The organism is Burkholderia sp. FW306-1C-G01B (assembly GCF_058781685.1).
Genome location: NZ_JBYSWZ010000012.1, coordinates 17,086 through 37,235, shown reverse-complemented (window position 1 = coordinate 37,235; position 20,150 = coordinate 17,086). Strand labels below are relative to the sequence as shown.

At 68.2% G+C, this 20,150-nt stretch carries 19 protein-coding genes; 12 read left to right on the top strand and 7 right to left on the bottom strand.

The genetic code is table 11. From position 1 onward, the window contains the following. Positions 1-7 precede the first annotated feature (7 nt). From AC3WLY_RS23245 to AC3WLY_RS23230, 4 genes are read left to right on the top strand one after another with little or no spacing between them, the layout of a single operon-like run. Positions 8-1,183: a methionine ABC transporter ATP-binding protein gene (locus AC3WLY_RS23245; RefSeq protein WP_425131470.1), complete on the top strand. Its 1,176-nt coding sequence runs from the start codon at positions 8-10 to the stop codon at positions 1,181-1,183. Further along, complete coding sequence (locus tag AC3WLY_RS23240; protein WP_027781522.1) at positions 1,176-1,832, top strand: methionine ABC transporter permease; 657 nt, start codon at positions 1,176-1,178, stop codon at positions 1,830-1,832. The genes AC3WLY_RS23245 and AC3WLY_RS23240 overlap by 8 nt, the downstream gene beginning before the upstream one ends. Before the next feature lie 54 nt (positions 1,833-1,886). Continuing rightward, on the top strand, positions 1,887-2,744 hold the full coding sequence (locus AC3WLY_RS23235; protein ID WP_310136537.1) for a hypothetical protein: 858 nt from the start codon (positions 1,887-1,889) through the stop codon (positions 2,742-2,744). Further along, positions 2,741-3,955, top strand: a complete 1,215-nt coding sequence (locus tag AC3WLY_RS23230) for an acyl-CoA dehydrogenase family protein (protein ID WP_492309784.1) — start codon at positions 2,741-2,743, stop codon at positions 3,953-3,955. The genes AC3WLY_RS23235 and AC3WLY_RS23230 overlap by 4 nt, the downstream gene beginning before the upstream one ends. 111 nt (positions 3,956-4,066) lie before the next feature. Here the strand turns inward: AC3WLY_RS23230 and AC3WLY_RS23225 are convergent, their stop codons facing one another. Both AC3WLY_RS23225 and AC3WLY_RS23220 read right to left on the bottom strand, forming a co-directional pair. Then, positions 4,067-5,794 (bottom strand): YadA family autotransporter adhesin, encoded by a 1,728-nt coding sequence (locus tag AC3WLY_RS23225; protein WP_492309791.1) that lies wholly within the window; start codon positions 5,792-5,794, stop codon positions 4,067-4,069. 420 nt (positions 5,795-6,214) lie between these two features. Further along, positions 6,215-7,060, bottom strand: a complete 846-nt coding sequence (locus tag AC3WLY_RS23220) for a helix-turn-helix domain-containing protein (RefSeq protein WP_492309785.1) — start codon at positions 7,058-7,060, stop codon at positions 6,215-6,217. A 254-nt stretch (positions 7,061-7,314) separates the two neighbouring features. Between AC3WLY_RS23220 and AC3WLY_RS23215 the strand changes: the two genes are divergently transcribed. Together AC3WLY_RS23215 and AC3WLY_RS23210 are read left to right on the top strand one after the other, a co-directional pair. Continuing rightward, positions 7,315-8,268 (top strand): DUF2167 domain-containing protein, encoded by a 954-nt coding sequence (locus tag AC3WLY_RS23215; protein WP_492309792.1) that lies wholly within the window; start codon positions 7,315-7,317, stop codon positions 8,266-8,268. Further along, positions 8,265-8,990, top strand: coding sequence for a site-2 protease family protein (locus tag AC3WLY_RS23210; protein WP_492309786.1), 726 nt, complete (start codon positions 8,265-8,267; stop codon positions 8,988-8,990). Before AC3WLY_RS23215 ends, AC3WLY_RS23210 begins: the two co-directional genes overlap by 4 nt. Before the next feature lie 61 nt (positions 8,991-9,051). Here the strand turns inward: AC3WLY_RS23210 and AC3WLY_RS23205 are convergent, their stop codons facing one another. Then, entirely contained in the window at positions 9,052-10,428 is a 1,377-nt protein-coding gene (locus AC3WLY_RS23205) for an MFS transporter (RefSeq protein WP_072444602.1), read from the bottom strand. A 253-nt stretch (positions 10,429-10,681) separates the two neighbouring features. Between AC3WLY_RS23205 and AC3WLY_RS23200 the strand changes: the two genes are divergently transcribed. Continuing rightward, complete coding sequence (locus AC3WLY_RS23200; protein ID WP_492309787.1) at positions 10,682-12,259, top strand: aldehyde dehydrogenase (NADP(+)); 1,578 nt, start codon at positions 10,682-10,684, stop codon at positions 12,257-12,259. A 133-nt stretch (positions 12,260-12,392) separates the two neighbouring features. Here the strand turns inward: AC3WLY_RS23200 and AC3WLY_RS23195 are convergent, their stop codons facing one another. After that, positions 12,393-12,764, bottom strand: coding sequence for a type II toxin-antitoxin system VapC family toxin (locus tag AC3WLY_RS23195; RefSeq protein ID WP_175960126.1), 372 nt, complete (start codon positions 12,762-12,764; stop codon positions 12,393-12,395). Further along, a complete protein-coding gene (locus tag AC3WLY_RS23190) occupies positions 12,761-12,958 on the bottom strand; it encodes a type II toxin-antitoxin system VapB family antitoxin (RefSeq protein WP_072444647.1) in 198 nt (65 codons plus the stop codon). Before AC3WLY_RS23190 ends, AC3WLY_RS23195 begins: the two co-directional genes overlap by 4 nt. Before the next feature lie 267 nt (positions 12,959-13,225). On the opposite strand from AC3WLY_RS23190, the gene AC3WLY_RS23185 reads away from it, so the two are divergent. Then, positions 13,226-13,777 carry a hypothetical protein gene (locus tag AC3WLY_RS23185; RefSeq protein ID WP_034181774.1) on the top strand — a complete coding sequence of 184 codons (552 nt, stop codon included), beginning with the start codon at positions 13,226-13,228 and terminating at the stop codon, positions 13,775-13,777. 198 nt (positions 13,778-13,975) lie between these two features. Here the strand turns inward: AC3WLY_RS23185 and kdgD are convergent, their stop codons facing one another. Then, on the bottom strand, positions 13,976-14,890 hold the full coding sequence (gene kdgD / locus AC3WLY_RS23180; RefSeq protein ID WP_175960127.1) for a 5-dehydro-4-deoxyglucarate dehydratase: 915 nt from the start codon (positions 14,888-14,890) through the stop codon (positions 13,976-13,978). A 230-nt stretch (positions 14,891-15,120) separates the two neighbouring features. Between kdgD and garD the strand changes: the two genes are divergently transcribed. The 4 genes from garD to AC3WLY_RS23160 all read left to right on the top strand — a co-directional run bounded on the left by garD (position 15,121) and on the right by AC3WLY_RS23160 (position 18,452). After that, complete coding sequence (gene garD, locus AC3WLY_RS23175) at positions 15,121-16,674, top strand: galactarate dehydratase (protein WP_175960128.1); 1,554 nt, start codon at positions 15,121-15,123, stop codon at positions 16,672-16,674. A 219-nt stretch (positions 16,675-16,893) separates the two neighbouring features. Then, a complete protein-coding gene (locus AC3WLY_RS23170) occupies positions 16,894-17,286 on the top strand; it encodes a nuclear transport factor 2 family protein (protein WP_425131468.1) in 393 nt (130 codons plus the stop codon). A 77-nt stretch (positions 17,287-17,363) separates the two neighbouring features. Next, the gene (locus tag AC3WLY_RS23165; protein WP_034181777.1) at positions 17,364-17,819 is read left to right on the top strand and encodes an RbsD/FucU family protein; all 456 of its coding nucleotides are present in this window, start codon (positions 17,364-17,366) and stop codon (positions 17,817-17,819) included. 195 nt (positions 17,820-18,014) lie between these two features. Further along, positions 18,015-18,452: a DoxX family protein gene (locus AC3WLY_RS23160; protein ID WP_175960130.1), complete on the top strand. Its 438-nt coding sequence runs from the start codon at positions 18,015-18,017 to the stop codon at positions 18,450-18,452. 99 nt (positions 18,453-18,551) lie between these two features. On the opposite strand, the gene AC3WLY_RS23155 is transcribed toward AC3WLY_RS23160, so the two are convergent. Continuing rightward, a complete protein-coding gene (locus AC3WLY_RS23155) occupies positions 18,552-19,862 on the bottom strand; it encodes an MFS transporter (protein WP_111018963.1) in 1,311 nt (436 codons plus the stop codon). Positions 19,863-20,150 lie beyond the last annotated feature (288 nt).

Below are 20,150 nucleotides of genomic sequence, written 5' to 3'. Positions count from 1 at the left end.
CGAAGCGATGACGCAATTGTTCGATACGCTGGGTTTCATCGACGCATCGGCCGCGCGCGCAGGCGCCGCAGCAACGGTGCATGAGACAACGGCTGCGCCGGCCGATGGTGCGGCCGTGTCGCTGGAGCAGGTCGGCAAGGTGTTCGCGACGCCGCGCGGCCAGGCCGCCGCGCTGCGCGACGTGACGCTCGACGTGCGGCGCGGCGAGGTGTTCGGGATCATCGGCCGCAGCGGCGCCGGGAAGTCGACGCTGCTGCGGCTCCTGAACGGCCTCGAACGGCCGAGCTCGGGCCGCGTGCGCGTGCAGGGCGTCGACGTCGGCGCGCTCGACGAGGACGGGCTCGTCGCATTGCGCCGCCGCACCGGCATGGTGTTCCAGCATTTCAACCTGCTGTCCGCGAAGACGGTATTCGAGAACGTCGCGCTGCCGCTGAAGATCGCCGGCGTGCCGAAGGCCGAGCGCGTGCGCAAGGTCGACGCGCTGCTCGAACTCGTCGGGCTGACCGCGAAGCGCGACGCGTATCCGGCGAGCCTGTCGGGCGGGCAGAAACAGCGCGTCGGAATCGCGCGGGCATTGGTCCACGATCCCGAGGTGCTGTTGTGCGACGAGGCGACGTCGGCGCTCGACCCCGAGACGACGCAGTCGATCCTCGCGCTGCTCGCCGACATCAACCGCCGCCTCGGGTTGACGATCGTGCTGATCACGCACGAGATGGAGGTGATCCGCGCGGTGTGCGACACGGTCGCCGTGATCGAACAGGGCGAGGTCGTCGAAACGGGCCCGGTGTGGCGCGTGTTCGGCGATCCGCGCCACGGCGCGACGCGCGCGCTGCTCAGCACGCTGGTGCACGACCTGCCGGCCGAACTGGCCGCGCGCGTGCAGCCGTTGCCCGAGCAGGCCGCGTTGCCGGACGGCGCGCAGGTCGTGCTCGACGTTCGTTATACGGGCGAGAGCGGCGGCGAGCCGGACGTCGGCGCGCTCGCGGCGGCGCTCGGCGGCTCCGTGCGTTTCCTGCACGGCGGGATCGAGCGCATCCAGGGGCATGCGCAAGGGCGGCTCGTGATCGCGGCTTCGCCCGGTGCGGACGATGCGGGCGCACAGTCTGCACGCGGCGCGGTTGCCGCGCTGCTCGAACGCGCGCGCCGCCATGCAAATCACGCGGAGGTGCTCGGCTATGTTTGAGCTCTGGTGGCCCGAACTGCTCGACGCGATCCGCGACACGCTGTCGATGGTCGCCGCGTCGGCCGCGATCGCGGCGCTGATCGGCATCCCGCTCGCGGTGATCCTCGTGACGACCGCGCCCGGCGGCATCTACGCGCGGCGCGGCGTGAACGCGGTGCTCGGCGCGCTCGTCAACGTGTTCCGCTCGACGCCGTTCATCATCCTGCTCGTCGCGCTGCTGCCGTTCACGCGCGTGCTGATCGGCACGACGATCGGCGTATGGGCGGCCGTCGTGCCGCTGTCGATCGCCGCGATCCCGTTTTTCGCGCGGATCGCCGAAGTGAGCCTGCGCGAGGTCGATCGCGGGCTGATCGAGGCCGCGCTCGCGATGGGCGCGAAGCGCCGCCACATCGTGTGGCACGTGCTGCTGCCGGAGGCGCTGCCCGGCATGCTCGGCGGCTTCACGATCACCGTCGTCGCGCTGATCGGCTCGACCGCGATGGCGGGCGCCGTCGGCGCGGGCGGGCTCGGCGATCTCGCGATCCGCTACGGCTACCAGCGTTTCGACACCACCGTCATGGCGACCGTGATCGTGATCCTGATCGCGCTCGTCTCGGCCGTGCAAATCACGGGCGACCGCCTGGTCCGACGCGTGACCCGGCGTACCTGAGCAGTGCCACAAGCACCCGCTCGTTTCATTCATGATCCTGAGAGAACGAACCCTATGACCTTGCCCATCGGCGCGCCGCGCGAATGGAACGGACAATTCGAGGAAGCGCTGTTTCTCGACGTGGCGCGACGCCATCGTCCCGGCTTCCCCGACAAACTCGCCACGCCGCCGCGCGAGCCGGCCAACGCGGACGAGCTGGCCGCCGTCGCCGACTACTACACGAAGATGGCGTCGCACGACCTGTTCATCGTGCAGGTCGTCGCGAAGGCGATCGACACGCTGTTCCGCGACGATCCGCATTTCCAGCTGATCCTGTCGCGCCAGCTCGGCGACGACGGCGCGCATGCGGTGATCGGCCGCGAGCGCGTGACCGAACTGACGGGGCGCGATCCGCTGCCGGAAGTCGACCGGCTCGTCGCCGCGCACTGGACGCGCATCGGCGATATCGCGGTGCGCGACGTCGCGGGGTTTCTCGCGTTCGAATGGCATTACGAGCTGCACATCCTCGCGAAGCTGTGGATCCAGCGCAAGACCGGCCGCATCGGCGACGGCGCGATGCGCGAGCACGGCGAGAACCGGATCCGGCCGGACGAGGAGTGGCATCGCGTGCAGATCGTCCAGTGGTGGTTCGACAAGCTCGCCGCGCTGCCGGCGGCGGAGCGCGACGCGCTGATCGATCGCGTGATCGCGGCCGACGAGGAAACGCAGGCGCGGCTCGACGGTTATCTGCACGACGAGTACGCGCATACCGCGCATGTGTTCGGTGCGGATATCGCCGAATACCGCGCGATCTACGACGACTGGCGGCGCGAGATCCTGTCGCGGCTGACCGGCCGCCGGCTCGGCGCGCTCGTGCCGCTGTCGGGCGAAGCCGTTGCGCAGGAAGCTGCTCGACAGGAAGCCGTCGCATGAACGATCCACGCGGCCCGGCGACGTTTGCGCCGGACACCGACGATGCGCCGGCGTTCGACCGGAGCGCATTGACGCGCGCGCTCGACGCACTGCGTGCAACCGCCGCCGCACGTGACCGCGCGGGCGGTCACGCGGCGCAGGAGAAACAGTGGCTCGCCGACGCGGGTCTGCTGACGCTCGCGGTGCCGCGCGCGTTCGGCGGGCAGGAAGCCGCGTGGCCCGCGATCTACGATGCGATCCGGCAGATCGCGCGCGTCGACAGTGCGCTTGCGCATCTCGTCGGGTTCCAGTGCCTGCAGGTGGTAAGCGTCGACGTGTGGGGCAGCGCCGCGCAGCGCGAACGTTATCTGCGCGGCACGGTCGAGCAGCGCTGGTGGTGGGGTAACGCGGTCAATCCGCTCGACACGCGGCTGGTGGCCACCGCGACGCCGGACGGCGGCTACCGGCTCGACGGCGTGAAGGGCTTCTGTTCGGGCACGCGCGGCTCGCAGCGGATGACCGTGTCCGCGCACGATCCGGAAACCGGCCGCACCGTGTTCGGCGTGGTGCCGACCGATCGCCCGGGGATCACGGTCAACGAGGACTGGGATCCGATCGGCCAGCGCCAGACCGATAGCGGCAGCGTGCGCTTCGACGGCGTGACGCTCGCGCCGGACGAGGTGCTGCACCGTTCAGAGACGCCGCCGACGCCGCGCGCGACGCTGCGCACGCTCGTGTCGCAGCTCGTGCTGACGAACCTGTTCGTCGGGCTCGCGGAAGGCGCGCTGGTCGAGGCACGCGATTATGTGCTGAAGCATGGCCGGCCGTGGATTCACTCGGACGCCGCGCAGGCGAGCGACGATCCGTACACGCTGCAGCGCTTCGGCGACATGCGCGTGCGGGCCGTTGCCGCGGCGGCGCTGGCCGATCGCGCGGCCGGCGCGTTGCAGCACGCGTGGGCGCGGCACGATGCGCTGACGGCGGACGAGCGAGCGGAGGTGGCGCTTGCGGTATCGGACGCGAAGATCGTCGCGCAGCGCGCGGCGCTCGACAACGGCGAGGCGCTGTTCGACGCATGCGGCGCGCGTGCGACGGCTGCGTCGCTCGGCCTCGACCGCTTCTGGCGGAATGCGCGCACGCATACGCTGCACGATCCGCTCGACTATCGGCTGCGCGATGTCGGCCGGTTCGCGCTGACGGGAGAATTGCCGCCGGCGTCGCTGTATACGTGACATGACGGCGGGCCGCACGGGCCACGCCGTCATGTCGTCGGCGCATGGGCGCCGATGGCCGGCCTGCGGGCGTCGGGAAACAGCTCCCGACGCGTTGCCGCTGCCGCTGGATTACCAGCGGTAGCCGACGCCGGCGCCCGCGCCGAACGAGCCGTGGCCCGACACGGCCGTCGTCACCGAGCCTTTGACCAGCCATTTCGCCGTGGCGACGGAAAGACCGACCGCCATCGCGCTTTGACCGCCATACGTGCCGCCGCCGAGCGCGACCACCTTCTCGCCGGGCAGCACCGCCTGCGGCAGGTTTGCCATTGCAATCGCGCTTGCCGTGCCGGCATTCGCGTCCTTGCGATACTTCGACATTTCCTCGCGGACGGAATTGATCGCACCGTTCAACTGGCGCACGTTCACGCCGTCCGTGGGCGCGGTGCCGTCGGCCACGTTGGTCAACTGACGTTCGGCACCGGGCGAACCGATCGATACCGTGTTGTCCCGATCGGCAACCGAGTTCGCGCCCAGCGCCACCGCATTGTTCGCGGTGGCCCGGCTGTTCGTGCCGATGGCTGTCGAATCCGTGCCCGATACATTCGAGCCGGTGCCGATGGCCGTTCCGTTTGACGCGGTGACTTTCGAATTCGTGCCGATGGCCGTTCCGTTCGTCCCCGTGACGGTCGAATTGACGCCGACGCCCGTGCCGTTGTCGCCGGACACGTTCGCGCCGTTGCCGACCGCCGTGCCGTTCGGCACGCTGACAACGGTGTTCCTGCCGATGGCGGTTCCCGTGCCATCGGCGACCGTGCCGCTCGGGACGCTCGACGAGATCTTGCCGACGGTCGTCGTGAGGCTGGCGAGGTCCGCCGTCAACGTCGACACTTGATTTGCGATCGAGAAGAGCTGCGAGCCGTTGACTGCATCCGTGCTGGTCGCGCTGATTGCGCCGGCCGCGACGTTCACGATCTGACGCTCGGCGCCCGCGCTGCCGACGCTGACCACACCCACGGGCGTGCCCGCGAAGCCGCCGTAGCTGACGCCGTTGAGCGTCACGCTGTTGACGGTCGTGAAAGCGCGCGTCGACGCGTTCGAGCCCAGTGCGACGGAATTCGCATCGGCGGCGTTCGCGCCTTCGCCGATCGCGACCGCGTTCACTGCGGATGCCGTCGCACGCGCAATGGCGATGCTCCCGACAGCAGAGGCCGAACTGTCGACGCCGAGCGCTACCGCATCGTTCGCGCCGGCGTTTGCCTGAAAGCCGAGTGACGTACCGCCGGCCGCAATGCTGCCCTTGCCCACGGCCGTGGAGAATGTCGTGGTGGCGCTGGCGCTTTGCCCGACCGCCGTCGACTGGTCGACGGCGAACGCGCCCTGGCCGAAGGCGGATGCCGTCGCGCCGTTCGCGATGGCTCCGTTGCCGACTGCCGTCGCCTGGGTTCCGACCGCGCTTGCGGCCGCGCCCATCGCCGTCGCCTGGTCGCCGGTTGCCACGGCATTTCCGCCGACGGCCGTCGCAAACGTACCGGTCGCGGCCGCCATGCGGCCGATCGCGACGGTTTCGCTATAGGCTCCGGTCGACGAGCCCGAATTCGCGACTGCCGCAGTGCCGATCGCCACGTTGTCGCAGCCCGTTGCAGCGGCCGGATACGTGCCGCTTCCCGAGATGGCGATGTTGCCGACACAGCCAGCCGACGTTTCGGTCGACGTCCCGTTCTGCACATAGTCGGCGCGCGCGGGTGCGGAAGCCGCGAATGCGACAACCGCTGCGCTCACGGCGACGGCCAGCGCTGCTTTCGACTTCGCCGGCGCGCGCAGTGCCGGATTCCCCAACCCTCGATGCATCTTGCTCATGTTTTTCCTAGGCTCGATATAAAAATTGTGTTGTGGCTCGCTTGTCGTTCTCACGATTTCCCAATCGCAGTGCATTCGCGATTTTTTTTACCGAAGCCCTTGTTCGAATACAGTCCGATTGAAAAGATGTACTAAACAAATTTGACATTCGGCGGAGTGAGTCCAGGGGGAAATGGCACGGGGGCCGCTACATTTGACGTTTTCCGGAACGCGGACGCGTCCCGGATCTGCAGCATTGAGATGCGACGACGCATTTTGATAGGACTCGCCAGCGCCCATGTTTGCCATGGCGCCCGATCTCTATGCTTTGGGGAAAGTGCGTCGTCTTGATGGTTGCGCCGACCGCCGGCATACCGGTCCTGGGCGCGGAAGCGGGCGTTCGGGCGTCGGCTTCCGTCAATCTCCGCTGCGCGCTTGCGACTACGCCGCCAACGCGTCCGCCAGCTTCCGCATCGCGTCCACCGTCTCCGGATTCGCCGGAAAGAACGCCTCGATCGCGAGTTCCGACAGCGTCACGTCGACCGGCGTGCCGAATACTGTCGTCGTACTGAAGAACGCCAGCTCGCCGCCCGCGGTGCGCAGCCGCAGCGGCACGGCGATATCCGCGAAGTCGGTGCGCGCGTGCGCGTCGTCGGGCTGGCCGGCCGGCGCCGGATACGCGGCGAGCTCGTCGCGCAGCGCATGCAGCGTGCGGTCGCCGCTCGCATCGATCTGCCGCTGCAGCCGATGCAGGATGTGCGCGCGCCATTCATGCCAGTTGACGATCTGCGACGCGAGGCCGTCAGGATGCAGGCTCAGCCGCAGCACGTTGACGGGCGGCTGCAGCAGCGACGGATCGGCCTGCGCGACCAGCGCGCCGAGCATCCGGTTCGCGGCGAGCAGCGTCCAGTGGCGGTCGACCGCGAGCGCCGGGTACGGTTCGTGGCCGCGCAGCACGGCTTCCACCGCGTGACGTGCGGCATCCAGCTGCGGATCCGAGAACGGCCGCTCGCGAAAGAGCGGTGCAAAGCCGGCCGCAACCAGCAGCGCATTGCGCTCACGCAGCGGCACGTCGAGCCGTTCCGCGAGATGCAGCACCATCTCGCGGCTCGGCTGCGCGCGGCCCGATTCGACGAAGCTCAGGTGGCGCGCCGAGACTTCCGCGTCGAGCGCGAGCGCCATCTGGCTCAGGCGCCGGCGCTGGCGCCACGTGCGCAGCAGCGGGCCGATGCCGGACGCGCGGCCGGCGGACGGGGAGGGCGAGGAGAGGGTGGCGGTCGGGTTCATGCGCAGATGATAGGCAATCCTGTACGCGCCGGGTATTACCTGCAAGGTAAGCATTCCGATCCGACGCGCGTCGCCGACCGCTGGCTTCAGCGGTCGGCGGCCCGTTGTGCATGCGGCTCCCCGGGCGCCCCCGGCGCTGCGTTACCATAGCTTCCGTGCCACCTGAGAGGCGATTCCGGACCCGCGACGACAATGCATGGGCCGGTTCCGCGCACGTTTACAACAAGGCATTCCAGGGGAATCCAACAATGAAAATGAAAACGCTTGCCGTGCGGCTCGCCTGCGTGGCGACGCTCGCACTCGCCGCGACCGGCGGCCATGCGCAGACCGAAGCTGCGCAGGTGGAAATGAGGGCCGCCGCCGCGGCCGCCAACGAGGCCGTCGTCAAAGGGCCGACCGACATCGACGTGAAGCACGAAGCCGTGCTGAAGCTGAAGGCCGGCGAGTCGTTCGTGCCGGCCGCCGAAGCCGGCCGCTACCTGCGTTCGATGGGCAACTCGATCGACGAATCGAAGCTGGTCGGCCTCGTGCTGCCCGACGATCCCGACGCCGACTGGATTTCGGTCGTGTCGTTCGAGCCGAGCGGCTACATCCGCGACGACGACGCGAAGGACTGGAAGCCCGACGAACTGCTGAAGAACCTGCAGGCCGGCACCGAGGAAAACAACCCGGCACGCAAGGAACGCGGCCTGCCCGAAACCGAGGTGGTCGGCTGGGCAAAAGCGCCCGCGTACGACGCGGCCACGCACCGGCTCGTGTGGTCCGCGATCATCCGCGACAAGGGCGCGGCGCCGAACGCCGCGAACGACGGCGTGAACTACCGGACGCTCGTGCTCGGCCGCGACGGCTACCTGTCGCTGACGATGGCGTCGACACTGGCCGATCTGCCGAAGTACAAGGCGTCGGCCGACGGCCTGCTGTCGAACATCAGCTTCAACGACGGCAAGCGCTATGCCGATTTCAACAAGTCGACCGACCATGTCGCGGAGTACGGCCTCGCGGCGCTGATCGTCGGCGTCGGCGCGAAGAAGCTCGGCCTGCTCGCGCTGATCGGCGCATTCGCGGTGAAGTTCTTCAAGATCGGCGCGGTCGCGCTGCTGGCCGGCGGCGCGGCGCTGAAGCGTTTCTTCGGGCGCAAGCCGAAGGCGGCCGCGGTGCCGGCCGTCGCCGATGCGTCCGACGCAACCGGCACGGAGCGCAAGGAATGACGAAGCTGTTGCTGCTGATCTTCGGCGGCCTCAAGCTCGGCAAGGTGCTCGTTTCGGCGGGCACCATGCTGGCGTCGATCGCGGTCTACGCGCTGTTCTACGGCTGGCGGTTCGCGGCCGGTTTCGTCGCGCTGCTGCTGGTGCACGAGGCCGGCCACTACCTGGCCGCGCAGCGGCGCGGGCTCGACGTCGGGCTGCCGACGTTCATCCCGTTCGTCGGCGCATGGATCCAGCTGAAGGAGATGCCGCACGACGCGGAAACCGAAGCGTACGTCGGGCTCGCCGGGCCGTTCGTCGGCACGCTCGGCGCGCTGGCCTGCTACGCGGCTGCACGCCACTACGACAGCAACCTGCTGCTCGCGCTGTCGTACACGGGCTTCTTCCTGAACCTGTTCAACATGATTCCGCTGTCGCCGTTCGATGGCGGGCGGATCACCGCGGTGCTGTCGCCGCGCATCTGGTTCGCGGGCGTGCCGGTGCTGATCGCGCTGTTCGTGTATCGCCCGAGCCCGCTGCTGATCGTGATGGCGATCCTCGCGCTGCCGCAACTGAAGCGCGCGTGGCGCTACGATCCCGACGCGCCGGAGAACCGCGTGTACTACGCGACGTCGATCGAGACGAAGACGACGTACGCGCTCTGCTACGTCGGCCTGCTCGCGTTCCTCGCGCTGATGACATCCGGCGTGCACGACATGCTGCGCGTCGTGAATTCCGCGACCTGACGCAAGAACGGCGGCCGCTTTTACGCGGCCGCCGTCGTCTTCCATCCTTTTCCGCCGAAGCTCAAGCGTCGCGATGACGCAGCTCGACGCGCCTGATGTCCTTCACGATCACGAGATAGCTGAACACCGTGACGAGCGCGTTCAGCCCGACGAACACGAGCGCGCCGTTGAACGAGCCGCTCGCGCCGACCAGGTAGCCGATCGCGATCGGCGCGACGATGCCGGCCGTGTTGCCGAACATGTTGAACAGGCTGCCCGACAGGCCGATCGCTTCCTTCGGCGCGGTATCCGCGACCACGGCCCAGCCGAGCGAGCCGATCCCCTTGCCGAAGAACGACACGGCCATCAGCGCGATCACGAGCGCTTCGCTGTCGACGTAATTGCAGCCGATGATGACCATCGACAGCAACATCCCGCCGACGATCGGGATCTTGCGCGCGAGCGTCAGCGACACGCCGCGGCGGATCAGCGCGTCCGACAGCATTCCGCCGAGCACGCCGCCGAGGAACCCGCAGATCGCGGGCAGCGACGTCATGAAACCGGCCTTCAGCAGCGACATGCCGCGCGCCTGCACGAGGTAGATCGGGAACCACGTGAGGAAGAAGTACGTGAGCACGTTTACGCAGTATTGGCCGAGATAGACGCCGATCAGCATCCGGTTCGACAGCAGCTGGCGCACGTAGTACCAGCCGGCGACGCGGCTGCCTTCGGACGCCGGACCGGTGCCGCGCGACTTCGACCGCACGAGGCCGCCGCCCTGCTCGATATGGTCGAGCTCCGCGCGGTTCACGGCCGGATGGTCGGCCGGATCCTTCATCACGCGCAGCCACAGGAACGCAAGCGCAATGCCGGCGAGGCCGAGCCACAGGTACACGTGGTGCCAGCCGTACGCATGCGTGAGCCACGCCATCAGCGGCGAGAACACCACGGCCGCGAAATACTGCGCGGCGTTGAAGATCGCCGACGCCGTGCCGCGCTCGGCGGTCGGGAACCAGCTCGCGACGACTTTCGCGTTGGCGGGGAACGCGGGCGCCTCGGCGATGCCGACCGCGAAGCGCATCGCGAACAGCGCGGCGACCGCGAACGCGGCGCTGCCGCCGAGGCCGATCGTGCTCTGCAGCAGCGTGAACGCCGACCACAGGAAAATGCTCGCCGCATACACGCGCCGCGCGCCGAAGCGGTCGAGCAGCCAGCCGCTCGGCAGTTGCGCGAGCACGTACGCCCAGCTGAACGCCGAGAAGATATAGCCCATCGTCACCGGATCGATGCCGAACGCCTTGCGGATCGGCGTACCGGTGATCGACAGCGTCGCGCGGTCCGCGTAGTTGAGCGTCGTGACGACGAACAGCATCGCCAGGATCCAGTAGCGCACGGCAGTGCGGCGCGCGCTGCCGGCGAGTTCGATCGGAAGATCGCGGGGAGAGGTGTGGTCGTTCACTTTAAATGTACGTCGTCGTATGACATGGCTGAAAGTTTATTGAGAAAGCCCGAATTCAGAAACTTCGGGTTTTCCCTTTGAGGATCGTCATCACAATATGGGAAAGACGCGCTTATGCTGACTGCACAAGGTTTTCCGGTGTATCGTCGACGCCATCGCAGGCGGTGAGAATGCTGCCATGCTGTCGGCAGACATCGTATCTGTTGAGATACAATTGACGGACCATTCCCGAACGAACCACGGAGCACACCCCATGCAACTGACTGGAGAGATGCTGATCGGCGCCGAAGCGGTGGCCGGGTCGGCCGGACCCTTGCTCGCGTTCGACCCGACGAAGGGCGCACCGATCGATGCGCCGGCGTTCGGTGTCGCGACGCAGGCCGACGTCGACCGCGCGTGCGAACTCGCGCGCGACGCGTTCGATGCGTACCGCGCGCAGCCGCTCGCGGCCCGCGCGGCGTTTCTCGACGCGATCGCGGATGAAATCGTCGCGCTCGGCGACGCGCTGATCGAGCGCGCGCACGCCGAAACGGGCCTGCCCGTCGCGCGGCTGCAGGGCGAGCGCGGCCGCACCGTCGGCCAGCTCCGGTTGTTTGCGCGCGTCGTGCGCGACGGGCGCTTCCTCGCCGCGTCGATCGATCCCGCGCAGCCCGCGCGCACGCCGCTGCCGCGCGTGGACCTGCGGCTGCAGAAGGTCGGGCTCGGGCCCGTCGCCGTGTTCGGCGCGAGCAACTTTCCGCTCGCGTTCTCGGTGGCCGGCGGCGATACGGCGTCGGCGCTCGCGGCCGGCTGCCCGGTGATCGTGAAGGCGCACGAAGCGCACCTCGGCACGTCCGAGCTGGTCGGCCGCGCGATCCGCGCCGCCGTCGCGAAATGCGGGATGCCGGCCGGCGTGTTCTCGCTGCTGATCGGCCCCGGCCGCGTGACCGGCGCGGCGCTCGTCAGCCATCCGGCGATCCAGGCCGTCGGCTTCACCGGTTCGCGGCAGGGCGGCATGGCGCTCGTGCAGCTCGCGAACGCGCGCCCGCAGCCGATTCCCGTCTACGCGGAAATGAGCAGCATCAATCCCGTCGTGCTGTTCCCGGCCGCGCTCGCCGCGCGCGGCGACGCGATCGCGACGGGCTTCGTCGATTCGCTGACGCTCGGCGTCGGCCAGTTCTGTACGAACCCCGGCCTCGTACTCGCGATCGACGGCCCCGACCTCGACCGCTTCGAGACCGTCGCCGCGCAGGCGCTCGCGAAGAAGCCGGCCGGCGTGATGCTCACGCGCGGCATCGCCGATGCGTATCGCAACGGCCGCGGCAAGCTGGCCGAACTGCCGGGCGTGCGCGAAATCGGTGCGGGCGAGGCCGCGCAGACCGAATGCCAGGCGGGCGGCGCGCTGTATGAAGTCGGCGCGCAGGCGTTCCTGGCCGAGCCGGCGTTCAGCCACGAGGTGTTCGGGCCGGCGTCGCTGATCGTGCGCTGCCGCGATCTCGACGAAGTCGCGCGTGTGCTCGACGCGCTCGAAGGCCAACTCACGGCCACGCTGCAGATGGACGCCGACGACAAGCCGCTCGCGCGCCGGCTGCTGCCGATCCTCGAACGCAAGGCCGGGCGCCTGCTCGTCAACGGTTATCCGACCGGCGTCGAGGTGTGCGATGCGATGGTGCACGGCGGGCCGTTCCCCGCGACGTCGAACCCCGCCGTCACGTCGGTCGGCGCGACAGCGATCGAGCGCTTCCTGCGGCCCGTGTGCTACCAGGACTTCCCGGACGACCTGCTGCCCGAAGGGCTGCAGGAAGGCAATCCGCTCGCGATTCCGCGTCTGCGGGACGGGAAGGCGGAGTGACGGGTCGGATCGATTGAGGGCACGATACCCGGTGGTTGGTGCGCCGGGGCAGAGAAACAGAAAGGCGGAAGTGGCCGGTGGGCCGCTTCCGCCTTTTTGCATGGCGGGTGTTCGTGCCGTCGATCTCGTCGGGTCAGTGGGCGGGGCGAGCGGCGAGCTGCAGGCGGTCGGCTGCGGCCAGCAGGCGCCGGTCGCGTGTCCACAGCTTGCTGCCGCTGGTCAGTCTGACTGAAGCGAGCAGGTGCGCGTCGACGTAACCGATGCCGAGTCCGTGAAGCGGCACGACATCGATCATGCGTTGAACTTCGTCGTCGGTTGCCGAGGTGGCAGCGGGGAGGTCGCACAGCGCGTCCAGCACGGTCTGGCGATCGCGCAGGCTGCCGAGCGAAAGCTCGCCGACGACGAACGGATGGATCAATACCCGCTCGGCTTCGAGCAGCGTAGTGAGCGCTGCATCACCGGCTCGCAGGTGATCGATCCAGACGGACGTGTCGACAAGAATCATGCTGGCTCCGACGGGCGGCGCGGCACGGGTTCGAGATCGGGTTCGGTGCCGCCGAGACGAGCCAGCCGTCGTGCGCTTTCGCGGGCAATCAGCGCGCGCAGTGCTTCTCTTACCAGCGCCGACTTTTCGGTGACGCCAGTCAACTGCTGCGCTTTGGCGAGCAGGGCGTCGTCCAGGGATAAGGTGGTGCGCATGATCGGCTTCCGAAACGATAGGTGCATCAATTATGTCACCGATTGATGTCGATTGTGATGCCTCGCGCTGAGGGGGAGATGACCGGGAGCATGTCGGTGCAGCACGGTGGGGCGGGCGGGGTGAGCGGCGGCACCGGGGGGCCGGGCTGTCGTCGATCTTGCCGTCTTCCGCGTCGCCCGAATTTCTCCTACAGTAGCGAAGCCCCGGGCCGCACGGTTCGCGGGCGAGCCTGAGAGACCGACAAAAGACAACGAGGGAACCCTCCGATGAACATCAACAAGCGTGGCGATCACCTGTTCGCGGCCGGATTGTGGAAAGCGATCGGCGACGTCGCGAAATCCGTGCGCACCCAGATCGGCCAATACAGCGAAGGGCGCGTGCTCGCGAACGCGTTGCTGGAATTCCAGCGGGACCTGGGCGGCAGCGAATTCGACCTGACGATCAATCAGGGGCGGCTCGTCACGGGCGCCGACGCGCATTCGCTCATGTTCGGGCAGGCCGTCCGACGTTTCCGGCAGGACATGGAAGCGCTGGTGTTCGCGCTCCAATACCGGCGCAGCATCGACGAACGCGACCAGGGCCTGCGCGCCGAAGCGTTGACGCAGGCGAACAGCCAGCTCGCGACCGCGAAGCAGTCGGCGACGATCACGGTCGGCCGGTTCTTCGACGCGGTCGTCGATCGCGATGTGCTCGGGCAGATCCTCGACGGCGAATCGAAGGCGCGTGCGCGTACGGGCGCGCAGGACCAGATCGAGGCAACGCGGGTCAAGCTGGGGAACGTGCGCTACCGGATCGTCGGGATCATCGCGCAGATGTGACGGAGGCGGCCGGCCCGCGAAGCGGGTGGCGTCGGGCGGAGCGCTGCGACGCCGCACGCATCGCGGCGGATGCGTGCACGATTACCGATACAAACGACCGCGGCAGGTACAAACCGGCCGCGACACAAAAACGTTGCGCACTGCGTAACGGCGAGCCGGCCGCGGCGCCGATGCAGGCGCCGCGCCGGCCACCGCCGCTTACTGCGGGCCCATCTTCTTGATCAGCACGTCGAGCTCCGCCGCTTCATCGTCGGTGAGGTCGACGAGCGGCGCGCGCACGGGGCCCGCGTCGTGGCCGACGAGCTTCGCGCCCGCCTTCACGATGCTGACCGCATAACCCGCGCGGCGATTGCGGATCTTCAGGTACGGCAGGAAGAAATCGTCGATCAGGCGGCCGACCGTCGCGTGGTCGTCCTTCGCGATCGCTTCGTAGAATTCCATCGCCGTCTTCGGGATGAAGTTGAACACCGCCGACGAGTACACCGGCACGCCGAGCGCCTTGTACGCGGCGGCATAGACTTCGGCCGTCGGCAGCCCGCCGAGGTACGCGAACCGGTCGCCGAGGCGGCGGCGGATCGTGACCATGCTTTCGATTTCGCCGACGCCGTCCTTGAAGCCGATCAGGTTCGGGCAACGGTCGGCAAGGCGCTCGAGCATGTCGGCGTTCAGCTTCGAATTCGCGCGGTTGTACACCACGACGCCGATCTTCAGCGCGCGGCACACCTGCTCGACGTGGTCGGCGATCCCTTCCTGGCTCGCTTCGGTCAGGTAGTGCGGCATCAGCAGCACGCCGCTCGCGCCGAGGCGCTCGGCTTCCTGCGCATATTCGATCGCGACGCGCGTCGCGCCGCCCGCGCCGGCGAGGATCGGCACCTTGCCCTTGCAGGTTTCCGTCGCGACGCGGATCACGTCCGAATACTCGCGCTGCGTGAGCGAGAAGAATTCACCGGTGCCCCCGGCCGCGAACAGCGCGCTCGCACCATACGGCGCCAGCCATTCGAGGCGCTCGGCATAGGTGGTCGGGCGGAAGTTGCCGTCGGCGTCGAAGTCGGTCAGCGGAAACGACAGCAGGCCGTGGGAAATGATTTGTTTGAGTTCTTGCGGTGAAGTCATGGTTGGGTCGTCCGTCTAGCGCGAGTGCTGGGTTCGTCGGGAACGGCATACGAGCCACATTGGCGATGTCGTTGTATGTCATCGTACAACGAGGGGAAGGGTGGCGCAAGCGGTTTGCTGGTCGGTCGATAGTAGGGTCTTTCCGGATAAGGGTTTACGCAGAATCCCTGGTTGAGGCCGAGTGTCGTATGATGACTAACGATATGACCGGTCGCTTCCAGGAAATTCCGATGACTGCTTCTCCTCTCTACATCCGCGTGCATCCGGACGACAACGTCGCGATCGTCGTCAACGACGGCGGTTTGCGCGAAGGCGCGACGTTCGCCGACGGGCTGACGCTGCGCGAAGGCGTGCCGCAGGGGCACAAGGTCGCGCTTGCCGACCTCGCGGCCGGCGACCCGATCGTCCGCTACAACGTGGTGATCGGCTATGCGCTGACCGACCTGCGGCGCGGCAGCTGGGTCAACGAGCGCACGATGCGCATGCCCGAGCCGCCGGGGCTCGACGACCTGCCGCTCGCGACGCGTGCCGCGCCGCCGCTGGCGCCGCTCGAAGGCTATACGTTCGAGGGCTTCCGCAATGCCGACGGCTCGGTCGGCACGCGCAACATCCTCGCGATCACGACGACCGTGCAGTGCGTGTCGGGCGTCGTCGAGCATGCGGTGAAGCGGATCAAGGCCGAGCTGCTGCCGCGCTACCCGAACGTCGACGACGTGGTCGGGCTCGAGCACACGTACGGTTGCGGTGTCGCGATCGATGCGCCCGACGCCGACATCCCGATCCGCACGCTGCGCAACATCAGCCTGAACCCGAACTTCGGCGGCGAGGTGATGACCGTGAGCCTCGGCTGCGAGAAGCTGCAGCCCGAGCGCCTGCTGCCGCCCGGCACGATTCCGGTGGCCGCCGACGGCGCGACCGACAACGGCGGCGTCGTGTGCCTGCAGGACGCCGCGCACGTCGGCTTCAACTCGATGATCGACTCGATCATGACGATGGCCGAATCGCATCTCGAGCGGCTGAACCGCCGCCGCCGCGAGACGTGCCCCGCATCGGATCTCGTCGTCGGCGTGCAGTGCGGCGGCAGCGACGCGTTCTCGGGGCTCACCGCGAACCCGGCCGTCGGCTTCGCGGCCGACCTGCTCGTGCGCGCGGGCGCGACGATCATGTTCTCCGAGGTGACGGAAGTGCGTGACGGCGTCGCGCAGCTCACGTCGCGCGCGGCGAACGAGGACGTCGCACGCGAGATCATCCGCGAGATGGACTGGTACGACCGCTACCTGCAGCGCGGCCGCGTCGACCGCAGCGCGAACACGACGCCCGGCAACAAGAAGGGCGGCCTGTCGAACATCGTCGAGAAGGCGATGGGTTCGATCGTGAAGTCGGGCAGCGCGCCGATCGCCGGCGTCGTGCGCCCCGGCGATCGCGCGCGGCAGAAGGGGTTGCTGTACGCGGCGACGCCCGCGAGCGACTTCATCTGCGGCACGCTGCAGCTCGCGGCGGGGATGAACCTGCACGTGTTCACGACCGGCCGCGGCACGCCGTACGGCCTCGCGCAGGTGCCGGTGATCAAGGTTGCGACGCGCAGCGATCTCGCGCGCCGCTGGCACGACCTGATGGATCTCGACGCCGGGCAGATCGCGACCGGCGCGGCCACGATCGAGGACGTGGGCTGGGAACTGTTCCGGCTGATGCTCGACGTTGCGAGCGGCAAGCGCCGCACGTGGGCCGAGCAATGGAAGCTCGCGAATGCGCTGACGCTGTTCAATCCGGCGCCGGTGACCTGACGCGCGCGGGTGGTGACGGCAGACGATGCGGGCGCCTTCGGGCGCCCGTTTTTGCTGTGGCGGCGGGCTCGCGATGCGGCGCATGCGTGTCGTACGCGGCCGGCACGAATTCCTTACCTCGCACGTAATCGACCGCCCGCGCGAGGCCGGCGACGATAGCGGCACGCGGACACGAAACGTTCGCGACACCGTCCCCTCATCGACACAAGGAGCCTCGCCATGAACACCGCCCAATCCGCACAGTCCGCTCACGCCGACCTGATCGACCGCTACTTCGACGCATGGAACGAACCCGACGTCGCGCGCCGCCGCGCGCTGATCGATGCAACTTACGCGAGCGATGCGACCTATCGCGATCCGCTGATGGCCGGCGACGGCCACGCGGGCATCGACACGATGATCGCGGCCGTGCAGGCGCGCTTCCCCGCATACCGCTTCCGCCGCACGACCGACGTCGACGCGTTCGGCCAGCATCTGCGGTTCTCGTGGGCGCTCGTGTCGCCCGACGGCGCGGCGATCGCGAAGGGCTCGGACTTCGGCACCGTCGATGCGTCGGGCCGTCTCGCATCGGTCACGGGTTTCATCGACGAAATGCCCGTCGCGGCGTCGTGAAGCGAGCGATACCTGTCCGGCGGCGACAGGGATCGGGTAACTTATGCGTTCATTCCTGATCCTGGAGACAAGCCGACATGCTGAAGAATCTCGACCCGCTGCTGCACGCCGACATCCTGCACACGCTGCGCGCGATGGGCCACGGTGACGAAATCGCGATCTGCGACGCGAATTTTCCGGCGGAATCCGTCGCGGAGCACACGGTGGTCGGCCGCGCGCTGCGGATCGACGGTGCCGATTCGGCGCGCGTCGCGCGTGCGGTGCTGTCCGTGCTGCCGCTCGACACGTACGTCGACACGCCCGCATGGCGGATGGAAGTCGTCGGCGACGCGGCTGCGGTGCCGCCCGTGCAGCGCGAGGTGCAGGCCGAGATCGACCGCGCGGAAGGGCGCGCGGTGCCGCTCACGGGCGTCGAGCGTTTCGCGTTCTACGAGCGCGCGCAGCAGGCGTATGCGGTGATCGTCACCGGCGAACTGCGCGGTTACGGCTGCTTCATCTTCAAGAAAGGCGTGCTGTTGAGCGACGCGGGCTAAACGCTTTTTTCGTGCCGCCGCAAGCGGGCCGCGCGACCGCTGCCATGTAAAGATTTGCTACAACCTTTTTCTTGGACACGGCCGAAAGACCCTCTATGCTGGCCCATTTGCCGCGGGCCCCGCAGGGCCGCGCGGCCCCCGAGCTTCACGGGCGCGCCCCGTGCGGCCGGCCGAACTGCATACGAGGAGAGAGGCATGACGCGTTCCGTCGATTCCGGCGTCATTTTTTTCGCACGCCTGGCGCTGGCGGCGTTGTTCCTGTGGGGCGGCGTGATGAAGCTGCTCGGCTACGGCGATTTCGTCGGTTACCTGCATGGGCTGAACGTGCCGTATCCGCAGGTCGTCGCGCCGATCGTCGTCGCGATCGAGGGGCTCGGCGGCCTGCTGCTGATCGTCGGCTACAAGGTGAAGCCGCTCGCGCTGCTGCTGGCGTTCTATACGGTCGCGACCGCGATGGTCGGGCACAATTTCTGGGACGCGACGGACGCCGCGGTCCAGCACGAGATGGTGATCCACTTCTGGAAGAACATCGCGATCGCCGGCGGTTTTCTGCTGCTGTTCGTCACCGGCGCCGGCGGCGCGAGCATCGACGGCCTGCGTCGTCCGAGTTCGTCGTACGGCGGCCTGCGCTGATCGCACGCGCGCCGTTGCGCTGAAGCAAAACGAAAGGGCCGAATCCCGCACGCCGCGGGATTCGGCCCTTTGTTCATGGAACGGGCGCGTGCGCCGCGTTCAGTGCGCGTCCTTCACGTCCTTCGCATCCTTCGAGAACTGCACGGCGATTGCGCCGAGCACGCAGATCGCCGCGACGTACACGACCGGTGCGAGCGGATTCGACTTCATCATCAGCGACACGATCACCGGCGTGAGGCCGCCGAAGATCGCATAGGCGACGTTGTACGAGAACGAGATGCCCGAGAAGCGCACGACGGCCGGGAAGCTCTTGACCATCACGAACGGCACCGCGCCGATCGTGCCGACCATGAAGCCCGCGATCCCGTAGTAGAGCGGCAGCGTCGACGCGTCCGCCGCGACCTGCACGAACAGCAGGTAGTAGCACGCAGCCAGCCCGAGGCCGCCGATGCCGAGCACGCGCTTCGCGCCGATCCAGCCCGCGAGCGAACCCGCGGTGATGCAGCCGGCCGTCAGGCACAGCGTCGCGACGCTGTTCGCGAACAGCGTCGTCGCGGGCGTCAGGTGGAACTGCTTCTGCAGCAGCGCGGGCGTCATCAGGATCACGACGACGATCGCGGCCGACAGCATCCACGTGAGCAGCATCGACACGATCACCGCGCGGCCGTGGTCGCGCAGCACGGCCTTCAGCGGAATCTCGGCCGCGAGCGCCTTTTTCGCCTTCATCTCGGCGAACACCGGCGTTTCATGCAGCCAGCGGCGCAGGTACACGGAGAACAGCCCGAACACGCCGCCGAGCAGGAACGGGATGCGCCATGCGAATGCTCCGACTTCGGCGCTCGAGTAACGGCTGTTGATGCCCGCGGCGACGAGCGAGCCGAGCAGGATGCCGGCCGTGAGGCCCGCGGTCAGCGTGCCGCAGGCATAACCGATATGGCGCGACGGCACGTGCTCGGACACGAACACCCACGCGCCCGGCACTTCGCCGCCGACCGCCGCGCCCTGCAGCACGCGGAACAGCAGCAACAGCACCGGCGCGAGGATGCCGATCGAGTCGTAGGTCGGCAGCAGGCCCATCAGCAGCGTCGGCACGGACATCATCAGCACGCTCAGCGTGAACATCCGCTTGCGGCCGAACAGGTCGCCGAAGTGCGCCATGATCACGCCGCCGAGCGGACGCGCGAGATAGCCGGCCGCGAAGATGCCGAACGTCTGCAACTGGCGCAGCCAGTCGGGAATGTCGTGCGGGAAAAACAGCTGCCCTATCGCCGGTGCGAAGAACACGAAGATGATGAAGTCGTAGAACTCGAGGGCGCCGCCGAGTGCGGCGAGGCCAAGGGTCTTGTAGTCGCTGCGCGTGAGCGCGCGTTCGGCGGCGCGAGGCACGCCGCTCAATTCGGAAGCTTGCATGGTCAGGACGATCGGTTTTCGAATGTTGTTGTCGGTGCTGCGTCTCCAGGGCCCGCTATCGGCATGGACTGACAAGGCGCGGCTTGCGTCGTCGAGGCGGGCAGGGTGCCGGATAGGGCACGAAACACGCACCGCCGCACCGGGATGGGGCGCGGCGCAGACGAAGCGTCAAAGCGGGTGGGGGGATTCTACAGGAGCGCGAAATGCGCGCGCGGGTGCGCACCGAGGAAGGCTTCGGACGTCCGGCCGAAGCGTGCGCGGCGCGGGCGACCGGTGAGCCGCTTCCCG

Bases quoted from the DNA above. Each gene is read 5' to 3' on its own strand.
- AC3WLY_RS23200 (WP_492309787.1), top strand. From the start codon at position 10,682: ATGCAACTGACTGGAGAGATGCTGATCGGCGCCGAAGCGGTGGCCGGG.
- kdgD (WP_175960127.1), bottom strand. From the start codon at position 14,890: ATGACTTCACCGCAAGAACTCAAACAAATCATTTCCCACGGCCTGCTG.
- garD (WP_175960128.1), top strand. From the start codon at position 15,121: ATGACTGCTTCTCCTCTCTACATCCGCGTGCATCCGGACGACAACGTC.
- AC3WLY_RS23210 (WP_492309786.1), top strand. From the start codon at position 8,265: ATGACGAAGCTGTTGCTGCTGATCTTCGGCGGCCTCAAGCTCGGCAAG.
- AC3WLY_RS23235 (WP_310136537.1), top strand. From the start codon at position 1,887: ATGACCTTGCCCATCGGCGCGCCGCGCGAATGGAACGGACAATTCGAG.
- AC3WLY_RS23170 (WP_425131468.1), top strand. From the start codon at position 16,894: ATGAACACCGCCCAATCCGCACAGTCCGCTCACGCCGACCTGATCGAC.
- AC3WLY_RS23165 (WP_034181777.1), top strand. From the start codon at position 17,364: ATGCTGAAGAATCTCGACCCGCTGCTGCACGCCGACATCCTGCACACG.
- AC3WLY_RS23225 (WP_492309791.1), bottom strand. From the start codon at position 5,794: ATGAGCAAGATGCATCGAGGGTTGGGGAATCCGGCACTGCGCGCGCCG.
- AC3WLY_RS23230 (WP_492309784.1), top strand. From the start codon at position 2,741: ATGAACGATCCACGCGGCCCGGCGACGTTTGCGCCGGACACCGACGAT.
- AC3WLY_RS23155 (WP_111018963.1), bottom strand. From the start codon at position 19,862: ATGCAAGCTTCCGAATTGAGCGGCGTGCCTCGCGCCGCCGAACGCGCG.
- AC3WLY_RS23220 (WP_492309785.1), bottom strand. From the start codon at position 7,060: ATGAACCCGACCGCCACCCTCTCCTCGCCCTCCCCGTCCGCCGGCCGC.
- AC3WLY_RS23160 (WP_175960130.1), top strand. From the start codon at position 18,015: ATGACGCGTTCCGTCGATTCCGGCGTCATTTTTTTCGCACGCCTGGCG.
- AC3WLY_RS23190 (WP_072444647.1), bottom strand. From the start codon at position 12,958: ATGCGCACCACCTTATCCCTGGACGACGCCCTGCTCGCCAAAGCGCAG.
- AC3WLY_RS23240 (WP_027781522.1), top strand. From the start codon at position 1,176: ATGTTTGAGCTCTGGTGGCCCGAACTGCTCGACGCGATCCGCGACACG.
- AC3WLY_RS23215 (WP_492309792.1), top strand. From the start codon at position 7,315: ATGAAAACGCTTGCCGTGCGGCTCGCCTGCGTGGCGACGCTCGCACTC.
- AC3WLY_RS23195 (WP_175960126.1), bottom strand. From the start codon at position 12,764: ATGATTCTTGTCGACACGTCCGTCTGGATCGATCACCTGCGAGCCGGT.
- AC3WLY_RS23245 (WP_425131470.1), top strand. From the start codon at position 8: ATGACGCAATTGTTCGATACGCTGGGTTTCATCGACGCATCGGCCGCG.
- AC3WLY_RS23185 (WP_034181774.1), top strand. From the start codon at position 13,226: ATGAACATCAACAAGCGTGGCGATCACCTGTTCGCGGCCGGATTGTGG.